A 17,353-nucleotide genomic window follows, 5' to 3' on the forward strand; every position below is an offset into this window, starting at 1 on the left:
GTATTACATTACTTAATTTTCTGTCTGTACTTCGTATAAAGTGAAGACAAACTAATACGTTTAACTGAGATAAGGAAGGGACTGTCATCTCCATTCGCCAAGAATGTAGTCCAGATTCCATTCCTTTTGATATATCCTTACGATATTGTTCCATAATTAAATCTCATCAATTGGTTGTAGTTTTTCTTCAATTTCTTTACGACGTTCTTCTAAAAATGGTGGTAAATCCAGCTTTTCTCCTAAATTTTCCACGTCTCCATCCATCGTAAAACCCGGACCGTCTGTTGCTATTTCAAATAGAATACCGTTTGATTCACGGAAGTATAAGCTTTTAAAATAGAAACGGTCGACAATACCCGATGAATGAAATCCGCGTTTTTTTACTTGCTCCTCCCAAAAGATAAGCTCACTCTCGTTTTTTACACGAATAGCTAAGTGATGAATGCTGCCACGACCTGGTTTTTCAACTGGACCGTCTAAAGATTTCACAACGATTTCTCCAAAAACCTCACCTTTGACAGATTGAAAAATCACCTCACTGTCCGTACGACTTACTTCTGAATAACCAAACATATCTGTTAGAGTACTTGCTAGCTTATCAAATCTCTTCACTGTCATTTCCACTGAGCCCATCCCTTGAATTTGGTGCTCTACAGGGACCTTAGATTTTTCCCATGTTTCCCAGAACTCAATCTTCTCGCCATTTGATGCAAGCAGCACCATACGTAGGCCTTCCGGATCTTCAAAGTGTAGGGCTTGTCGCTTCGCATAAGTGGTGATGTCACTATGCTGAACACCATTCTCTTCGAAACGCTCTTTCCAGTAGGATAGGCTTGCTTCAGATGGAACAAGTAATCCAATTTTTGTAATTGCGTTGGTACCGCGATATGTGCGTCCAACTGGCGGCATTTCAAAGAATGAAAGCTCTGTGCCAGGACTTCCTGTTTTATCTCCGTAAAATAAGTGATACATCGACGGGTCATCCTGGTTCACTGTTATTTTCACACGGCGTAAACCAAGCACGTGACGGTAAAAGTAATTATTTTGATTGGCGTTTTTGGTAATCATTGATATGTGATGATGTCCAGGAATTGTATACATAAATCATTCCTCCATTTTTAATTTACTAGTCAAGTGATGATGTAACAATTTTCAAGGTAAACAGCATTTAATTTTCCAATTTATTTCCTGTATATTTTTGTAACTTAGTCATGAGTTTATAAAGTGTTTTCTGTTCTTCCTCTGTAAAGCAATCATTAAAGATAGATGTTTGAAATGTAAGTTGGTGAGCAAAAACTTCTTGTATTTTTCCTTCCCCTTTTGAAGTCAGGGTAATCCATTTGGTTTTCCAGTCCTGTTTACGCTGAATATACCCCTCTTGCTCAAGTCGAGTGAGCATACGTGAAACACCCCCCTCCGTTAAAGTAACTTTTACAGCAAGTTGGCTTTGCGAAATCGGCTGATAAGTAAAAACCTGATTTAATACATCAAACTGTGCAGCCGTGATACCAAACTGTTTTAAGAATTCATTCGATAATAAGTTACTCTGGTGGGTAAAACGTGCGATACGCAACCAGATTAATGAACCGAGCGTATTTTTCTTAATATGACTCACTCCTTTCGTTACTATCATTTTACATATCAAGTGACGTTAATTCAAGATAACTATCTTGAATTAAAGATATTTTATGCGTCTCAGAAATTTCATCTTGAATTTTTTTCTTTGACTCAGAAGAATAACCTCGTCATTGACAGTATTTCAAAGGAAAAGTTGCCGGAAGCATATGATTTATCATACGTGTACTAGATGGGGAAGATGGGGGATTAATAGGAGAACCACTTGTAGCAATTGAACAAGCAAAGGAAGATTTAGAAGTTTTCCATTTTTTATTTTATCCAATATAATAGATTTAAATTCTATAAAAAGAAGGAAGTGGATCATGCCTTATAAATCACGTACGAAGCCAAAAGAATTAGTAATCCTCGAATTATTGAACAAGCGGAAGGAATTAACTAGCAAAGAAAAACAACACTACTTAAATTTATCAAAGGGCTATGAAGGAGAAAGGGTATTTGATGATTTTACAAAAAAACTAACATATGAATGCCTGATATTAAACGATTTGTTACTCGAAGTTAATAACACTACTTTCCAAATTGATTCCCTTGTTATTGCGCAAGGAAAGATTCACTTTTATGAAGTGAAAAACTATGAAGGCGATTATTATTATCAATCTGATAAGCTATTCAAGAAACCTAGATTCGAAGTTATTAATCCACTACACCAATTAAGTAGAAGCGAATCCTTACTACGTCAGTTACTTCTCAGCCTTGACTTCAATCCTCAAATTGATGCATCTGTTGTATTTATCAATCCCAACTTCACTTTATACCAAGCTCCCCTTGATAAGCCTATTATTTTCCCAACCCAGATCAATCGTTATATAGAAAATTTGAATTCAACACCTTTAAAATTAACAGAAAAACATAAAAAATTAGCCGATCAGTTACTGGCTTTGCACAAAACTCAATCTCCATACAGTCAGTCACCTTCCTACGACTATGATCAAATACAAAAGGGAATTACTTGTTCAGAATGCCGTTCGTTTTCTGTTGCAGTTGAGAAAAGAAAATGTGTTTGCCATGAATGTGGATTTAAAGAGACGGTTACAACCGCTGTATTAAGAACTGTTAAAGAATTTCAGATTTTATTCCCCGATGAGAAACTTACCACCAATGTAATTCATAATTGGTGTCAAATAGTAGAGTCGAAGAAGCCAATAAGAAGAATTTTGGCAACAAATTTTAATACTAAAGGACAAAAACAAGGGACATACTATGAATAGTATATTCTTACCATTTATAAGGTGATTTGGTCCTTCAACAAACCGATGAGTGACCGAATAAGGATTCTTCCCCGGCATTCCGTCACTCATCACACTTTTGAGTTACCGAATGAAGGTTCTTCCTCAGCATTCCGTCACTCATCACACTTTTGAGTTACCGAACGAGGATTCTTCCTCTACATTCAGTCACTCATCATACGTTTGAGTTACCGAATGAAGGTTCTTCCTCAGCATTCCGTCACTCATCACACTTTTGAGCGACCGAATGAGGACTATTCCCCGGCCTTCGGTCACTCATCATACTCTTGAGAGACCGAATGAAGGTTCTTCCCCGGCATTCCATCACTCATCACACGATTGAGTGACCGAATGAGGACTCTTCACCTGCGTTCCGTCACTCAACACACTCTTGAGGTACCGAATAAAGGTTCTTCCCCTGCGTTCCGTCACTCATCACACGATTGAGCGACCGAATAAGGACTATTCCTCGGCATTCCGTCACTCATCACACGATTGAGTGACCGAACGAGGATTCTTCCCCTGCATTCGGGACTACATAACCAATCAAAGCTTGTTTCGTGAAGTGTTTCCCCTTGCATTTCTACAAAAGGATATATATAATAGTAAAAACTCAATATATTAGCAATGAAAAAGGCGTAGTACAATTACCCGCTGAATTCAAGAGAGCTTGTGGTTGGTGAAAACAAGCATCAAGGTAAATTGGAATTGGAATTTGGAGCTAATTTAAAGTGATCTTACATACGAGTAAGATAATAAGGGTGGCACCGCGGTTCATTCGTCCCTGTTACGGGGATAAATGGGCTTTTTTAATGGGAAAATTCAGATATGGAGTGAATAGGAATGAAGACAATATTTTCTGGTATCCAACCGAGTGGAACATTAACACTAGGGAACTATTTAGGAGCGCTTCAGCAATTTGTGGAGCTTCAGGAAGATCATAACTGCAATTTTTGTATTGTAGATGAGCATGCGATCACAGTACCACAGGATCGCCTTAAGCTTAGAAATAATATTCGGGGGCTCGCAGCACTATATCTTGCATCCGGCATAGATCCTGAAAAATCAACATTGTTTATCCAGTCAGAAGTGCCTGCGCACGCGCAATTGGGATGGATGCTGCAATCCATCAGCTATATCGGGGAACTGGAAAGAATGACCCAATTCAAAGATAAATCTTCCGGAAAGGAAGCTGTATCTGCAGGTCTTTTAACATATCCCCCACTAATGGCTGCAGATATTTTATTATACAATACAGATATTGTTCCGGTTGGTGAGGACCAGAAACAGCATTTGGAACTTACAAGAAATCTTGCACAACGTTTTAACAATAAATTTAATGACATTTTTACGATTCCGGAGGTCCGCATTCCAAAAGTGGGCGCCCGTATTATGTCACTGCAGGATCCAACCAAAAAAATGAGTAAATCGGATGAGAATGTAAAAGGATTCATTTCCATGCTTGACGAACCGAAAAAAATCGAGAAGAAAATTAAAAGTGCAGTAACCGATTCAGAAGGTATTGTGAAATATGATAAAGAGAATAAGCCTGGTGTTTCCAACTTGCTGACAATCTACTCCAGCTGCACAGGAGAAACTGTGGAATCCCTTGAAGCGAAATATGAAGGCAAGGGGTACGGCGAATTCAAGCAGGATGTAGCCAATGCAGTCGTTGATGTTCTAAAACCAATTCAGGATAAATACGATGCATTGATTGATTCCGTGGAACTCGATGATATTTTGGATGAAGGTGCAGATAAAGCTGCTTTCACTGCCAATAAAACCATACGTAAAGCAAAAAAAGCGATGGGGTTGGGAAGAGTTAAGAAAAAGAAGTAAAAAAATAATCCAGTGGGCCACGCCCCCGCTGGATTATTTTAGTTTTGATGTATTTTGTTCATTGCCATTTTCCATTTCATACATTTTTTCCAGGAATGGCTGGCCTTTTATAAGTTTTACACATAAGTCTTCATGTGCCCGGCTCCATCCTTGCTTCACACCACTGAAGAGTGCATCCCATACTTTATCCTCGTCCATAAACCGGATATAAGGATATTTTTTTGGATCCCATTCCGTAAGCCAATACCGTAATTCCTCCAGATTGTTCGTTGTGCGCAGCTGATCCAGCCCCATCATAAGCAAATGTTTTAATTGCCGCTCTCTTCTCGTTAAGCCAAAAACCAATTCCGGTGCCATGGAAAGGATATGATATTCTTTTTCATATTCACTTCCATCAAATTTAAAAGATTGAGGCTTAGCATTTTTAATCATATCAAATACAATCTGTTCCTGCCTTGGTATTAATCTGCTTTTGCGAATAGGTATCTGGTAGCCGACTGTATCAAATGCCATAATGTCATTACCATCTGTAATGACACAAGCGTAATCCAGTACAGATCTTTCCTGACCTTTACGACTGTATGCGCGTCGGTAAATTGAATCAATCATTGCTTTTGGCAGGTCATGCATATCATTTTCAATGTAGTTGAATAATGCTTCTGTTATGTACAATAGCGGGACCTGATCCAATAATTCAATTTTATCCTCTTTGCGCCATTCATGGAAATGACAAACACTGTAGCCGTTCTCTTCTCCTTCAAACCAGTTCACCCATACATCATGCAAATATAACATAGACAACCCTCACTTTATAAACTGAACTTAAAGAGGTTGTTCAAAAAGGCACCAAATTACTTGCAAAGAACCGCTTTGTTCCTCATTTTTAATTAGGTAACTTTTTAAACACGCACTTAAGATACATTATGACCATCCTTTTCTAAAAATATTCGGGGGAAGTTCAGTTTAAAACTTGTTCGGTAAACGAAGGATGGCTAAAGCCATGATGATAATTCCAACCGGTAACAAGTAGCATTCCGGCCTGTCTTTTATAAAAATAAAGTAATCCATCCATGACATTCCTGCGGGAAGAAAATTCATATATACAATTAGTGTCACACCACCGGAGACCGCAAACCCAAATCCGATTAGAAATAAGAAGAGTTGTCCCATTACACACCACCTGTACTTGTCCCAATTCTAATTCTATGATTCTATATTATGCTTGTCCTACGGAATTAATGATTTTAATTTTTTGGTGATGTGCTTCAACAGGAGCTGGAAAGGTTAGGAACATACCAGTTTTATTCTGCTTACACAAAAAAGCTGACCTTCCACGTCAAGGTCAGCTTCCTATTAAATTACTGATATTTTTTAAAAACCAATGAAACATTATGCCCACCAAACCCAAGTGAGTTACTGACAACGACATTTACGTTCTGCTGTCTTGCCTCATTTGGCACATAGTCAAGGTCACAATCTGGATCTGGAGATTCATAATTGATCGTTGCTGGAATGATACTATCTTCAATCGATTTAACTGATATCACGGATTCAATACCACCAGCAGCCCCAAGTAAGTGTCCTGTCATTGATTTGGTGGAAGAAATAGCCGTTTTCTGGGCATGGTCCCCGAAAACAGTTTTTATTGCTTCTGTTTCATACTTATCATTCAGTGCAGTACTCGTCCCATGCGCATTGATATAATCAACTTCCTCCGAAGAGACGCCAGCATCATCAAGTGCCTGTTGCATGGCACGTGCTGCACCTTCTCCATTTTCTGCAGGTGCAGTAATATGGTACGCATCTCCTGTAGCACCATACCCGGCAATTTCCCCATAAATATGGGCTCCTCGCTCCAGTGCAGTTTCCAACGTTTCAAGGATAAGGATTCCTGACCCTTCTCCCATTACAAATCCATCACGATTGATATCAAACGGACGACTCGCTTTTTGCGGATCTTCGTTCAAAGACAATGCTTTTGCTGAAGAAAACCCTGCAAATGCCATATTAGAAATCGGGGCTTCTGTTCCACCTGCAATAATATAATCCGCATCACCGCGCTGGATTGTTTTAAATGCATCCCCGATTGAACTGGCACCTGAGGCACACGCAGTTACCGAACAGGAATTGATCCCTTTTGCACCAAGTTGAATCGACACCTGGCCTGCCGCCATATCAGGTATCATCATTGGTACAAAAAATGGACTTACCCGCTTCGGCCCTTTTTCCAATAATTTCTTATGCTGGTCTTCCCATGTCTGCATACCGCCAATCCCGGACCCAATCCATACGCCTACACGATTCGCATTGCTTTCATCAATGGTAAGTTTCGCATCCTGTACTGCCATTTTGGACGCGGCTACTGCATACTGGGTGAATGGATCCATTTTTCTGGCATCTTTTTTATCCATATAATTAGTCGGATCAAATTCTTTCACTTCTCCAGCAACTTTTGCCGGATATTCATCTTTATTTACTTTTGTTACAAAATCAATCCCGGATTTTCCGGCAATAATATTTGTCCACATTGATTCCACATCATTACCTACAGGTGTTACTGCACCAAGCCCTGTTATCACTACTCTTCTCTCTTCCATAAAATATTCCTCCTATAACAACTGATCGTTTACTTTCCCCATTTCAGTGCAAGTGCACCCCATGTTAAACCGCCGCCGAAACCAACCAATACGACTAAATCATTATCTTTTATTTTACCATCTATTATCGCTTCTGATAAGGCAATAGGTATGGAAGCAGAAGAGTTATTCCCATATTTTTTTACCGTTTTAGCCATTTTTTCTTCAGACACGCCTAATCGTTCACGTGCAGCTTCCATAATTCTCATATTTGCCTGATGCGGAACTAAATAATCTACATCTTCTTTATCATAGCCTGTTTTCTCGATAACATTTACGGATGACTCCGGCATTTGTCTTACTGCAAATTTGAAAACTTCTCTACCGTTCATTTGAAGATGGCCTTCTTTATCCTGGTATAGTTGTTTTCCCCCGGAACCGTCTGATCCAAGTTCAAATGATAAGATTCCTTTTCCCTCAGATACCTCTCCCATCACAGCAGCACCAGCGCCGTCGCCAAAAAGGACACATGTACTACGGTCAGACCAGTCTGTTATTTTGGATAACTTTTCCACTCCGACTACCAATACATGTTTATAAGCTTTTGTTTCAATAAATTGTTTCGCTGTAACCATGCCATACATAAATCCCGCACAAGCAGCACTTATATCCATGGCTGCTGCTTTGGTAGCACCTAATCGATCCTGTATCATACAGGATACGGATGGAAAAGGTGTATCCGGCGTCACAGTTGCCACAAGAATTAAATCGATATCTTCCGGAGCAATTTCTGCTTGCTCCAATGCATTTTGAGCTGCTATAAAAGCCATATCCGACGAATCCGTATCATCTGATGCTATTCTTCTTTCTTCTATTCCTGTTCTTGTCCGAATCCATTCATCATTTGTATCCACGATTTTCTCCAAGTCTTTGTTTGTTACAACTTTTTCCGGAGTGTAATGTCCTGTACCTAATACACCAACATTCATGATCCCATCCCCTTATATTAAATATTGTTATCAATTCTTATGACTTGGTGCTAATTTTAATGTATAAAAGCCTTTATAGCAAGAAAAAACTGATGTTCTTCACATCAGTTTCAATACTCGTTCGGCAATAAACCAGTATCTATATATTCTTCAACTGCTTCATTTACCTCTTGTTGGTAGCTATCTGGAACATGTGGGCTAAACTTTCCAAGTGATATTGCCCCATCCTGAAAATCATAGGTTGTTACATTGCCGCTAAGGTTTCCAGCGTTAAATTCTTCCGCTGCCAATTCATATAATTTGTCCACATGCTGGATCGTACTTGTTAAAACAGTCCGCTCATTTGTTTCCGATTGATCAACGATATACCCAATCGCATATAGACCATCTTCTTTTGCCTGATTGACAATGTCAGTGTTGAAATAACCCCCCGCCGGATAGAAAACATCTACTCCCTCTTCGCGCATGTTCTCATATATATCTATTGCCATATCACTCTCATTCCAGTCATTAAGGAAATTTATCGTTACTTTCGTTGAAGGATTTTCATAATTAACTCCCTCGTAAAACCCTTCAATTTCCGGTTGCCATTCAAATGCAGCAATTATTCCAACCTGGTCAGATGTACTCATTTTTCCTGCAAGCATTCCGGCAAAGAATCCCATCGCATGGGAATTAAAATTCAAGCTTGTTACATTTTCATCAACATAGCCGCCGTTAAAATAAACAAAATGGACATCCGGATAAGATGAAGCGATTTCTGCAAAATGATTGCCATACATATTACTATTCCCAAAAACCAGGTTGACACCATCCTGAAGAAACTCATCCACCGCATCTCTGATTTGTTCTTCTGTTGTTATATTTTCCTTATAAAACACATCAACATCATAGGTTTCTTCTATATTTTGTAATCCTTTATATCCCTTTTCAGCCCATCCTTGATCATCAATCGTGCCATCTGTGAGCATACCAACATTTTGTATGTTCCCACTGTTAAAATAATCAGCACATCCTGTGAGTAAAATTGGGACTATCATGATTAGGAAAGTGATCTGCGTTTTCTTCAAAAAGGATCCTCCGTTCCACTGCGAATACTACATTTATTGTATCGGTTTATCCAGGAAACAACAATCGAAGCATATGTTACATTTTTATGACTTCACATATATATCTTTATACCTGTGATAATGCGCAATCAGTTGCTTTAAATTTTCTTCTTTTGGTCTATTGTCACGAAGATAGATGGCGTTTTCAAGTAGTACATCCCCTTTTTGTTTATTTGTTGAAGATTCCACGACTAACTTCTCAGGTAAATCGGGTATTTTTAGCCATTGCAGAAGTGCATTTGTGAAATCACTTATATAAACAGCTTCTTCTCTGAACGCTTCCGAATTAAAGGTAATAAATATATTATTGCTGTAAAAACCATCCGCATTCATCGGCATCCATTCCCCGAAAAGTAATGGGGCTACGATAGTTGTTCCATTTGTTGAGGCAGCATCAGAATCAATGACTATGGTACGTTCTGATAGCACTTCATGTCGTGCTTCCTGTGCACCTGTGAAAATAGCGGCTTCATAATGATTTCCATCAGCCTCTTCCACTAACGAAAATGAACTGTTTCTTCCAAAAAAAAGTTCCAGGTTTTCATGCTTGTTTTTATCAACGGTTCCATGGACGGTGTAATCATTTTCCAATAACGCATTTACAATATGGAAACCTACCCAATGGTTACAATCTGCAACAAAAACCCTCATGTTGCACCCTCCTATCTATTAGAATGGAAAAAATACTTTAACTTTATAAAATGATTTGGTAAACTGTAATAGTATATGTGAATAAATATGTAATGATTTTTTTAAAAACTTGGTATTCGCTATAGGTTAAGTGAATAGCCAATGCTCGCACTTATGCAGAAAGAAATATGAATATACTTTCTTTACTGCTAAAAAATGAACGTGAAATCAAATGAAGTTGAGGTGATAATTATGAAATACATCGTGGCTATATTTTGGGGCCTAGCAATAAGTTTGGCATTATCGTACGTTTTAACAAGCATGGGCGGTGAACAATTTGTTTTAGCCGATGCACTTCTGCTGGGTGCGATTATTTCCATAGCTGTTTTTGTTTTAGCTGAAGGTCCGCTCCGGGCTAAAAACGAACAGTAATTATATGTTTTAAAATGCAGACCGTTAATAAACCCTTGCCTCCAGAGACGGAGTGGGCAAGGGTTTACTTTTTTCAGCAGGAAGAAATTATAAATATTTCTTCCTGCATATACAACTAGGGCTTATTGTTAAAAACTTGATATTAACCTTGGTTTTCTAAGTTTAAATCTGTTTCTTTCCTTAGTACCATGGCAATACACTTAGAGCAGTCAATGCAGCCAATGGTAACACTAACCTTTGAAACCGTCTCGGCGGTCGATGGCCATACCCAGGTCCGGGGCCGTAGCCGGGATACCCATAGCCTGGAGGCCCATATCCGTATTGACGCTCGTTTGAATATGGATGCTCTCCATATGTTGGCTGATTATGTTCGATTGGTATAGCAAAATAAACATACTCATCATCCAACCCGGTAACAATGCCATCAATTGTGCTTCCGTCAACCATTTCAGCAAATACATAGGAATGCATATGATCTTTACATAAATCGTATATATGATGATAATTATTCTTCATGTTCATCTAACTACCTCCTCACCATCTAGACTATTCAACCAGATAGCGGATGGTGACTTGTCTGTTGATGAAAATGAATAAGAACCAAGGAGGAAAATCCGATGGAAATAACATCAGAATTCTGGACGTTAATCCAATATTTAGTCTTAGGTCTGGTACAAGGTATCACCGAACCAATCCCCATTTCATCAAGTGGCCATATCATTATATTTCGGGAACTATTTGGCATTGATGCTAGAGGACTCTCATTCGAAATCTTTGTTAACTTTGCTTCACTGCTTGCAGTTCTCCTAATCTATCGAAATGATATTATCCGATTGATAAAGAACGGCTATCTTTACCTGTTCAAAAAAGAAGATGCTGCCAAAAGTGATTTTCAATTCATTATTTACCTTGTCATTGCGACAATCCCGGTCGGTGTAATTGGTTTATTGTTTGGAGACGCTATTGGGAACGCTTTAAATGGAACAAATGTGGTTGGAATTACGTTATTAATAACTGCAGTTGCGGTATGGGCAATCCGTAACTTAAGAGGAAGAAAAAAAGATGGTGACCTTACTACGAAAGATGCTGTTATTGTAGGTTTCGCTCAAGCAATTGCAGTAACTCCAGGTATCAGCCGCTCCGGTGCTTCGATTGTTGCTTCCATGCTCGTCGGAATGAAACAGGAAACTGCACTTAGGTTTTCTTTCCTGTTGTATATTCCTGTTAGTCTGGGAACATCAATCATTGAGATTCCGGAAATTATCCAGGACCCTAATTTTGATGCACTGATGATTCCATATATCATCGCATTTATAGCTGCTTTTATTGCAACATATTTTGCGCTGAAAGCATTCATGCATATTATGGCGAAAGGAAAGCTGGAATACTTCTCGTATTATTGTGTCATTGTTGGTCTACTCGTTATTCTGTTCTTGTAAGATATATATAATAGCTACCGAGTTAAGAAAGTAGACATCATACTGCCTAAATAGAGTTGTTAAAAGGATAAGTGGCTCACTTACCGTTACCGTGGAGAAAATATCAAATAACATAATAAATAGCATGAAGTTTTTCAACATATTTTAACCGATTGATTTAACAGACAAAAACGCTTGGAAATCAAGCGTTTTTTAATATCTAATATTTGATTGCTTAACATGATGAACGACCGAACGCTGAGGAAAAGCCGTCATTCGGTCACTCAAGCAGGTGATAAGTGACCGAACGCAGCAGAAAGAGCTTCATTCAGTCACTCAAGCGAATGATGAGTGACGGAACGCGAGGATGAGCCCTTATTTCGGTCACTTATCTTTTGATGTGCAATGTTGTTTTTAGTTAATGATTTGTATATCAGGGAAGAATAGCATACCAATCTCTGATGCGACCTGGTATGCTATTTAACTAACTATTTCAGTTTATCTCCATCAAAAGTGAACTACTTATTCAAAGGAACAGCTCTTTTTTCATCCGGGTAATCCAGGCAAGGCTTAAAACAGCCTAGAATAATTATACGACAACCAATGTAGCGGTCATATCCTCGTGGCCTTCACCACAAAAGATGTTACAGTAAATGGTGTATTCCCCTGGTTCTTCGGGGGTAAATGTTACTTCTCCTTCACCCTGCAGATCCACATCCAACGCATCAATTGAAATTCCATGGTTTCCCTCTTCATTTACAAGTGTTAGTGTTACTTCTTCACCAGCATTTACAATATATTCGTCTTCACCCAAATCAAAATTTGTTGCGATTACATTCACTTCATTATTGGCAGCCTCATCATTTGAAGCACCCGTATCTTTCGCCACTTCTGTTGCCGCACTATCATTTTCCATTGTTTCAGCGGCTTCTCCACTCTCATCTGATCCACATGCAGCAAGCAGTAAGATCAATCCAAGCAATATAGGAACGAATAAACCTTTTTTCAATATAATTCCCTCCACGTGTTTTATATCTATTTATTCATGTTGCATGCACTAATTCTTTCCGATAGCCACACGCCAAAGCATTGGACCTTCCTCCAGATATTCCCAGGTAAACGTATCTTTCCTTTCCATCATAAATTGATAGTGAAGCGGTTTTGGGTCATGATCATTTGATAGATGCATGTATTCTCCCGAAGCTAGTTTATCAAATGTTTCAAGAATACGCGGATGTCTGATTCTTGCTTCAATATCCGGTGCATGGATCCTTGCTGCATATTTTTTTATCGTCATCTTGTTCTCCTCCCAGCAAATTATTCTTTTTTTCTACATGTATAGCTTACATCGAACAGAAAGGATGTGATGTGAGGTAAAACACGGTTCACCTATGATTTATATCACTTGCTCCATATTTGCCATCTATTATTCACTTTCCATCAAAATTGATGTTAATATAGAAAGAGAGAAAAAACATTAGAAAGCCTTCACCCGAACTTATGCATCCTGTGAAATAAGGGGGAATACAATGACTACATACTCCGCTAAAGGACTTCTACAGCACTTCACATTATTTAAAGGTTTGACAGACTTTGAAATGGAACCAATTGTCAAAATGGCGCGAAATCGACCTTACCGCCATGGTACACATATATTTATGCATGGTGATCCATTAACAAATGTTTACTTTATCTATCAGGGAAAAATAAAAATATATAAAACAGATTTCCATGGGAAGGAGCAAATCGTAAACATATTGGGACCTGGTGATATGTTTCCACACCAGGGATTTTTCAGAAAAGGGGATTACCCGGCCAATGCGCAAGTGATTGAAGATGCTGTTTTACTTTACATTCCGATTGATTCATTTGAAAACTTTCTTATGACTAATCCGGAAATCAGTGTAAAGTTATTACGTGTGTTAGGAGACAGGATTATAGATTTGCAACATCGACTGGAAGAAAAGATTTTACACAATACGTATGAGCAAATCATTCTTTTATTATTGCGTTTAGCAAAAAACAATGATAATAAAACCTTAGAAAATCATACACGGATTCCTACCAAGTTCACCAACCAGGAATTGGCCAACATGATTGGATCCAGCAGGGAAACATTAAGCCGAACAATAACTCAGCTTAAAAAGAAAGATTTTCTCTATACCGATAAAAATGGCTATTTTGTTTTGGACATAGCGGCATTGGAAGATGAATTATTCTAAATATAGTAATACATGCTTAAAATCTACAGAAAGCAGGTGGGAAGATGACAGACCTCACTCACTTCAACAAACATGGCAGAGCGAAAATGGTTGATATTACAGAAAAGAAGGACAGCGCCAGAAAAGCGATAGCTCATTCAAGTGTACAAATGAATGATAATGTATACGAAAATATAGTCCAGCAGAAAAATAAAAAAGGGGATGTTTTGGCTGTTGCACAGGTAGCAGGAATTATGGCAGCAAAACAGACATCTTCCTTAATCCCGATGTGTCATCCCATACCGATAAGTGGTGTAGATCTCTCCTTTGAATGGTTGGAACGTGAAAATAACATGTATGAATTAGAGATTGAAGCAGAGGTCAAAACAGTTGGAAGCACAGGTGTGGAAATGGAAGCATTAACCGCCGCATCGATTGCTGCATTAACGGTATATGATATGTGCAAAGCAGTCGACAAGGCGATGACAATTGGATCGACATATCTACAGGAGAAAAGCGGCGGTAAGAGCGGTGATTATGAAAGGGAATGACAAAAAAATGAATGAATGCTAATTGGGGACTTCCCAATAAGTAAGGCCTTCAATTCTAATTATTTCATTCATAGTTACCAAAGCTTAACAGCCATTGACTTCATGTAATTTTTGCAAGAAGATAATCTTTAATAAAAGGGATAAACATTTTAGCTTGGCGTTTATCCCTTTTTGATACCATATTTGTATTTGTTTATGAAGACCGCACTTTTTTGATTCTTGTTTTAGTCTTCACCATCTTCATTTTCGTTTCCATTATTTTCGGATTCTTCTCCTTGTTCTCCACTGTTTTCGGCATTATCTTCCGTACTCTCTCCATTTCCGCCTGGAGCTTCTCCTTCTTCAGAACTGCCAGTATCGTCTTCAGCCCCGCCGGGGACTTCATTTTCGTCAGAGCTTTCGTCACCGTCTCCATTTCCGTCGGGGCCTTCTTCTGGAGCTTCTTCTCCGGTACCAGTTCCACCTTCATCTTCCTCGGGAGCTTCCTCAGGCGCTTCATCTTCTTCAAGGCCACCTTCAGACTCGTCCACATCCTCGCTCTCGTTTGCTTCTGATTCTCCTGCATTATCCGTGTCTTCTTCAGGGGGTTCTTCTGGCGTTTCTCCACTTTCTTCGCTATCATCCCCGGGGGCTATTTCTCCAGTCTCCTCATTTTCAGAACCATCGTCCCCATTTTCTTCGAGATTTCCCTCGTTTTCAGGCTGTTCCGCTGGTTCTCCCCATCCTTCTTCCATTGATTCACTTGGTCCGGTTCCTCTTACAAACAGTTCATTACCAATTTCCACTACTGAACCAGGCTGTTCAAAATAAGCGGTTTCCATACCACGTGATATTTCTGTCATTGTATTTCTAAAAAGCGAATGCGGAATTTGTGTGTTCTCTATCCCCTGATTATTATCTGAATATCCTGTCCAAATGGATATTGTATAGTTCGTTGTATATCCGTTAAACCACGAATCAACCGCTCCATCAACATCGGGTCTGTTAGTTGTTCCCGTCTTACCGGCTACCGGCAGACCAGGAATATTTGCATTTATCCCGGTACCTTCCGTTATGGCTGTTTGCAGCATATCTGTAATCATATAGGCGGTATAATCTGACATTGCTTCTTTTGATTCCTGTGTTAATTCTACAACCTCACCATTAGGAAATTCCACGCTTGTTACCGTGTATGGCTCTGTGTATGTACCGCCATTACCAAATGCGCTATAAGCCCCGGCCATCTGTAAAGGACTCACACCTACGCTTGTTCCGCCGATGGCATCTGTAAGCACCATACCATTTTCGCCAAAATTAAAGCCTAAACCTTCCGCAAACGTTTGGGCACTTCCATAACCAGTTTCCACCAATGTTTTTGCAGCAGGCACGTTTAAGGATTCACTTAAGGCCTCACGTGCACTGACCCACCCTTGATATTCTCTGGTAAAATTACGTATTTCCTGATCTGTCCCTGCAATCGGATAAGGTTCATCATCGTTTATTAGCTGACTTGTGGACATATGATTATATTCTATCGCGGGTCCATAAGCTGTGATCGGCTTCATCGTTGAACCTGGCTGCCGCTGTATTTGAGTTGCATAGTTAAACCCGTTAATACCCTGATTATTTCTGCTGGGACCAATAGCCTGTACAGCTCCAGTCTGTGTATCCAATACAACCATTCCAACTTGCATTTCTTCATCGTAATATGGAATCGAATTTCCTTCACCATCCGTCAGCAGTCCTTCTACATATTCCTGAATATCCGTATTTAGCGTTGTATGGACGCTCAACCCATCTGTGTAAATATCAGCACCATCCAGTTTTTCACTTACTTCCTGATCTACTTGCTGCAGAAACCCTTCATATGGGGTTAAATCCTCCGATTGTTCATCGGTCAGTAAAGAAGTGACATCTACCTGACCTGCTTCATCCGCCTGTTCCTGTGAGATTTTATCTTGCTGGACCATGGAGTACAGTACCGTCTGCATCCGGTTAGTAGCTCCTTCAGGATTCTCAAATGGATTATAACCGGAAGGCCGCTGTGGCAAGCCTGCCAAGATTGCCGCCTCAGGCAACGTAAGTTCACTTAAATCTGTTTTGCCGAAATAGGTCTCTGCCGCTTTGGAAACACCATAGGCACCATTACCGAAATAAATTTTATTTACATACATTTCCAGGATCTCTTCTTTGGAATATTGCTGTTCCAATTGCAATGCGAGCCACATTTCCTGTACTTTAATGCTTAATTTCTTTTCTGATGATAACATCGAATTTTCAATGACCTGCATCGTAATTGTACTAGCGCCTTCAGAGCCAAATCCGCCTGTAAGATTCGCCATAACAGCCCCGCCTACCCTTATGATATCTACCCCCGGATGTTCAAAGAATCTTGCATCCTCCGTAGCAAGTATGGCGTTAACCAATACCTGAGGCAATTCCTCGTATTCTGCCTTCTCTCGATTTGCTCCTAGCTGAGCAACCGGTTCCCCATTCTGATCGAGAATTTCAGATGCGAAGGGGGTTTCAAGCTTGGACTCATCTAATTCAGGGGCCGTTGCAATCCAATAAGTAGCAGTCGCTAAAGCCCCAACCCCAGTAATTAAACATAGGAGTAGGAACCAGATGAATATTTTTTTCAAAATGGGCTTCTTTTTGTTTTTCTTCCGATTCCTTCGTGCTAATCGAGTTTGGCTGTTTTCTGCCATAAATCATTTCCTCCGTTCTGGAAATAAATCCGGTTCAGCTTGTATATTTATAAAAGG

General features: G+C 39.4%; 18 protein-coding genes and 1 other annotated feature. Of the genes, 6 read left to right on the forward strand and 12 right to left on the reverse strand.

Annotated elements, in window-relative coordinates; all coding sequences use genetic code 11:
- Positions 1-156 precede the first annotated feature (156 nt).
- Both ACZ427_RS11745 and ACZ427_RS11750 read right to left on the reverse strand, forming a co-directional pair.
- Entirely contained in the window at positions 157-1,101 is a 945-nt protein-coding gene (locus tag ACZ427_RS11745; protein WP_461178735.1) for a ring-cleaving dioxygenase, read from the reverse strand.
- Positions 1,102-1,168: 67 nt separating this feature from the next.
- Positions 1,169-1,606, reverse strand: coding sequence for a MarR family winged helix-turn-helix transcriptional regulator (locus ACZ427_RS11750; RefSeq protein WP_461178960.1), 438 nt, complete (start codon positions 1,604-1,606; stop codon positions 1,169-1,171).
- A 334-nt stretch (positions 1,607-1,940) separates the two neighbouring features.
- Between ACZ427_RS11750 and ACZ427_RS11755 the strand changes: the two genes are divergently transcribed.
- Both ACZ427_RS11755 and trpS read left to right on the forward strand, forming a co-directional pair.
- Complete coding sequence (locus ACZ427_RS11755) at positions 1,941-2,846, forward strand: nuclease-related domain-containing protein (RefSeq protein WP_461178736.1); 906 nt, start codon at positions 1,941-1,943, stop codon at positions 2,844-2,846.
- 636 nt (positions 2,847-3,482) lie between these two features.
- Positions 3,483-3,653 (forward strand) — a binding site (T-box leader).
- A 54-nt stretch (positions 3,654-3,707) separates the two neighbouring features.
- The gene (gene trpS / locus ACZ427_RS11760) at positions 3,708-4,703 is read left to right on the forward strand and encodes a tryptophan--tRNA ligase (protein WP_461178737.1); all 996 of its coding nucleotides are present in this window, start codon (positions 3,708-3,710) and stop codon (positions 4,701-4,703) included.
- 33 nt (positions 4,704-4,736) lie between these two features.
- Here the strand turns inward: trpS and ACZ427_RS11765 are convergent, their stop codons facing one another.
- The 6 genes from ACZ427_RS11765 to ACZ427_RS11790 form a co-directional block, all read right to left on the reverse strand.
- A complete protein-coding gene (locus tag ACZ427_RS11765; RefSeq protein WP_461178738.1) occupies positions 4,737-5,498 on the reverse strand; it encodes a YjbA family protein in 762 nt (253 codons plus the stop codon).
- A gap of 168 nt (positions 5,499-5,666) precedes the next feature.
- Positions 5,667-5,873 carry a hypothetical protein gene (locus ACZ427_RS11770; RefSeq protein WP_461178739.1) on the reverse strand — a complete coding sequence of 69 codons (207 nt, stop codon included), beginning with the start codon at positions 5,871-5,873 and terminating at the stop codon, positions 5,667-5,669.
- Positions 5,874-6,061: 188 nt separating this feature from the next.
- Entirely contained in the window at positions 6,062-7,300 is a 1,239-nt protein-coding gene (gene fabF / locus ACZ427_RS11775) for a beta-ketoacyl-ACP synthase II (protein ID WP_461178740.1), read from the reverse strand.
- A gap of 29 nt (positions 7,301-7,329) precedes the next feature.
- Complete coding sequence (locus tag ACZ427_RS11780; RefSeq protein WP_461178741.1) at positions 7,330-8,268, reverse strand: beta-ketoacyl-ACP synthase III; 939 nt, start codon at positions 8,266-8,268, stop codon at positions 7,330-7,332.
- Between the two features lie 110 nt (positions 8,269-8,378).
- On the reverse strand, positions 8,379-9,338 hold the full coding sequence (locus tag ACZ427_RS11785) for a BMP family ABC transporter substrate-binding protein (RefSeq protein ID WP_461178742.1): 960 nt from the start codon (positions 9,336-9,338) through the stop codon (positions 8,379-8,381).
- An 84-nt stretch (positions 9,339-9,422) separates the two neighbouring features.
- Positions 9,423-10,028, reverse strand: a complete 606-nt coding sequence (locus tag ACZ427_RS11790; RefSeq protein ID WP_461178743.1) for a Rossmann-fold NAD(P)-binding domain-containing protein — start codon at positions 10,026-10,028, stop codon at positions 9,423-9,425.
- Positions 10,029-10,223: 195 nt separating this feature from the next.
- Between ACZ427_RS11790 and ACZ427_RS11795 the strand changes: the two genes are divergently transcribed.
- Positions 10,224-10,439, forward strand: coding sequence for a DUF2929 family protein (locus tag ACZ427_RS11795; RefSeq protein WP_464883434.1), 216 nt, complete (start codon positions 10,224-10,226; stop codon positions 10,437-10,439).
- A 180-nt stretch (positions 10,440-10,619) separates the two neighbouring features.
- On the opposite strand, the gene ACZ427_RS11800 is transcribed toward ACZ427_RS11795, so the two are convergent.
- On the reverse strand, positions 10,620-10,961 hold the full coding sequence (locus ACZ427_RS11800) for a hypothetical protein (RefSeq protein ID WP_461178745.1): 342 nt from the start codon (positions 10,959-10,961) through the stop codon (positions 10,620-10,622).
- Positions 10,962-11,056: 95 nt separating this feature from the next.
- Here ACZ427_RS11800 and ACZ427_RS11805 point away from each other — a divergent pair, with 95 nt between their 5' ends.
- A complete protein-coding gene (locus tag ACZ427_RS11805; RefSeq protein ID WP_461178746.1) occupies positions 11,057-11,878 on the forward strand; it encodes an undecaprenyl-diphosphate phosphatase in 822 nt (273 codons plus the stop codon).
- 568 nt (positions 11,879-12,446) lie between these two features.
- Here the strand turns inward: ACZ427_RS11805 and ACZ427_RS11810 are convergent.
- A complete protein-coding gene (locus ACZ427_RS11810; protein ID WP_461178747.1) occupies positions 12,447-12,866 on the reverse strand; it encodes a cupredoxin domain-containing protein in 420 nt (139 codons plus the stop codon).
- Between the two features lie 48 nt (positions 12,867-12,914).
- Positions 12,915-13,154, reverse strand: coding sequence for a DUF2249 domain-containing protein (locus tag ACZ427_RS11815; protein ID WP_461178748.1), 240 nt, complete (start codon positions 13,152-13,154; stop codon positions 12,915-12,917).
- Positions 13,155-13,386: 232 nt separating this feature from the next.
- On the opposite strand from ACZ427_RS11815, the gene ACZ427_RS11820 reads away from it, so the two are divergent.
- A complete protein-coding gene (locus tag ACZ427_RS11820) occupies positions 13,387-14,079 on the forward strand; it encodes a Crp/Fnr family transcriptional regulator (RefSeq protein WP_461178749.1) in 693 nt (230 codons plus the stop codon).
- Positions 14,080-14,123: 44 nt separating this feature from the next.
- Positions 14,124-14,609, forward strand: a complete 486-nt coding sequence (gene moaC / locus ACZ427_RS11825; RefSeq protein WP_461178750.1) for a cyclic pyranopterin monophosphate synthase MoaC — start codon at positions 14,124-14,126, stop codon at positions 14,607-14,609.
- A 224-nt stretch (positions 14,610-14,833) separates the two neighbouring features.
- On the opposite strand, the gene ACZ427_RS11830 is transcribed toward moaC, so the two are convergent.
- Positions 14,834-17,296 carry a PBP1A family penicillin-binding protein gene (locus ACZ427_RS11830; protein WP_461178751.1) on the reverse strand — a complete coding sequence of 821 codons (2,463 nt, stop codon included), beginning with the start codon at positions 17,294-17,296 and terminating at the stop codon, positions 14,834-14,836.
- Between the last annotated feature and the right edge of the window lie 57 nt (positions 17,297-17,353).

The sequence above is a fragment of the Virgibacillus ainsalahensis genome, assembly GCF_055380755.1.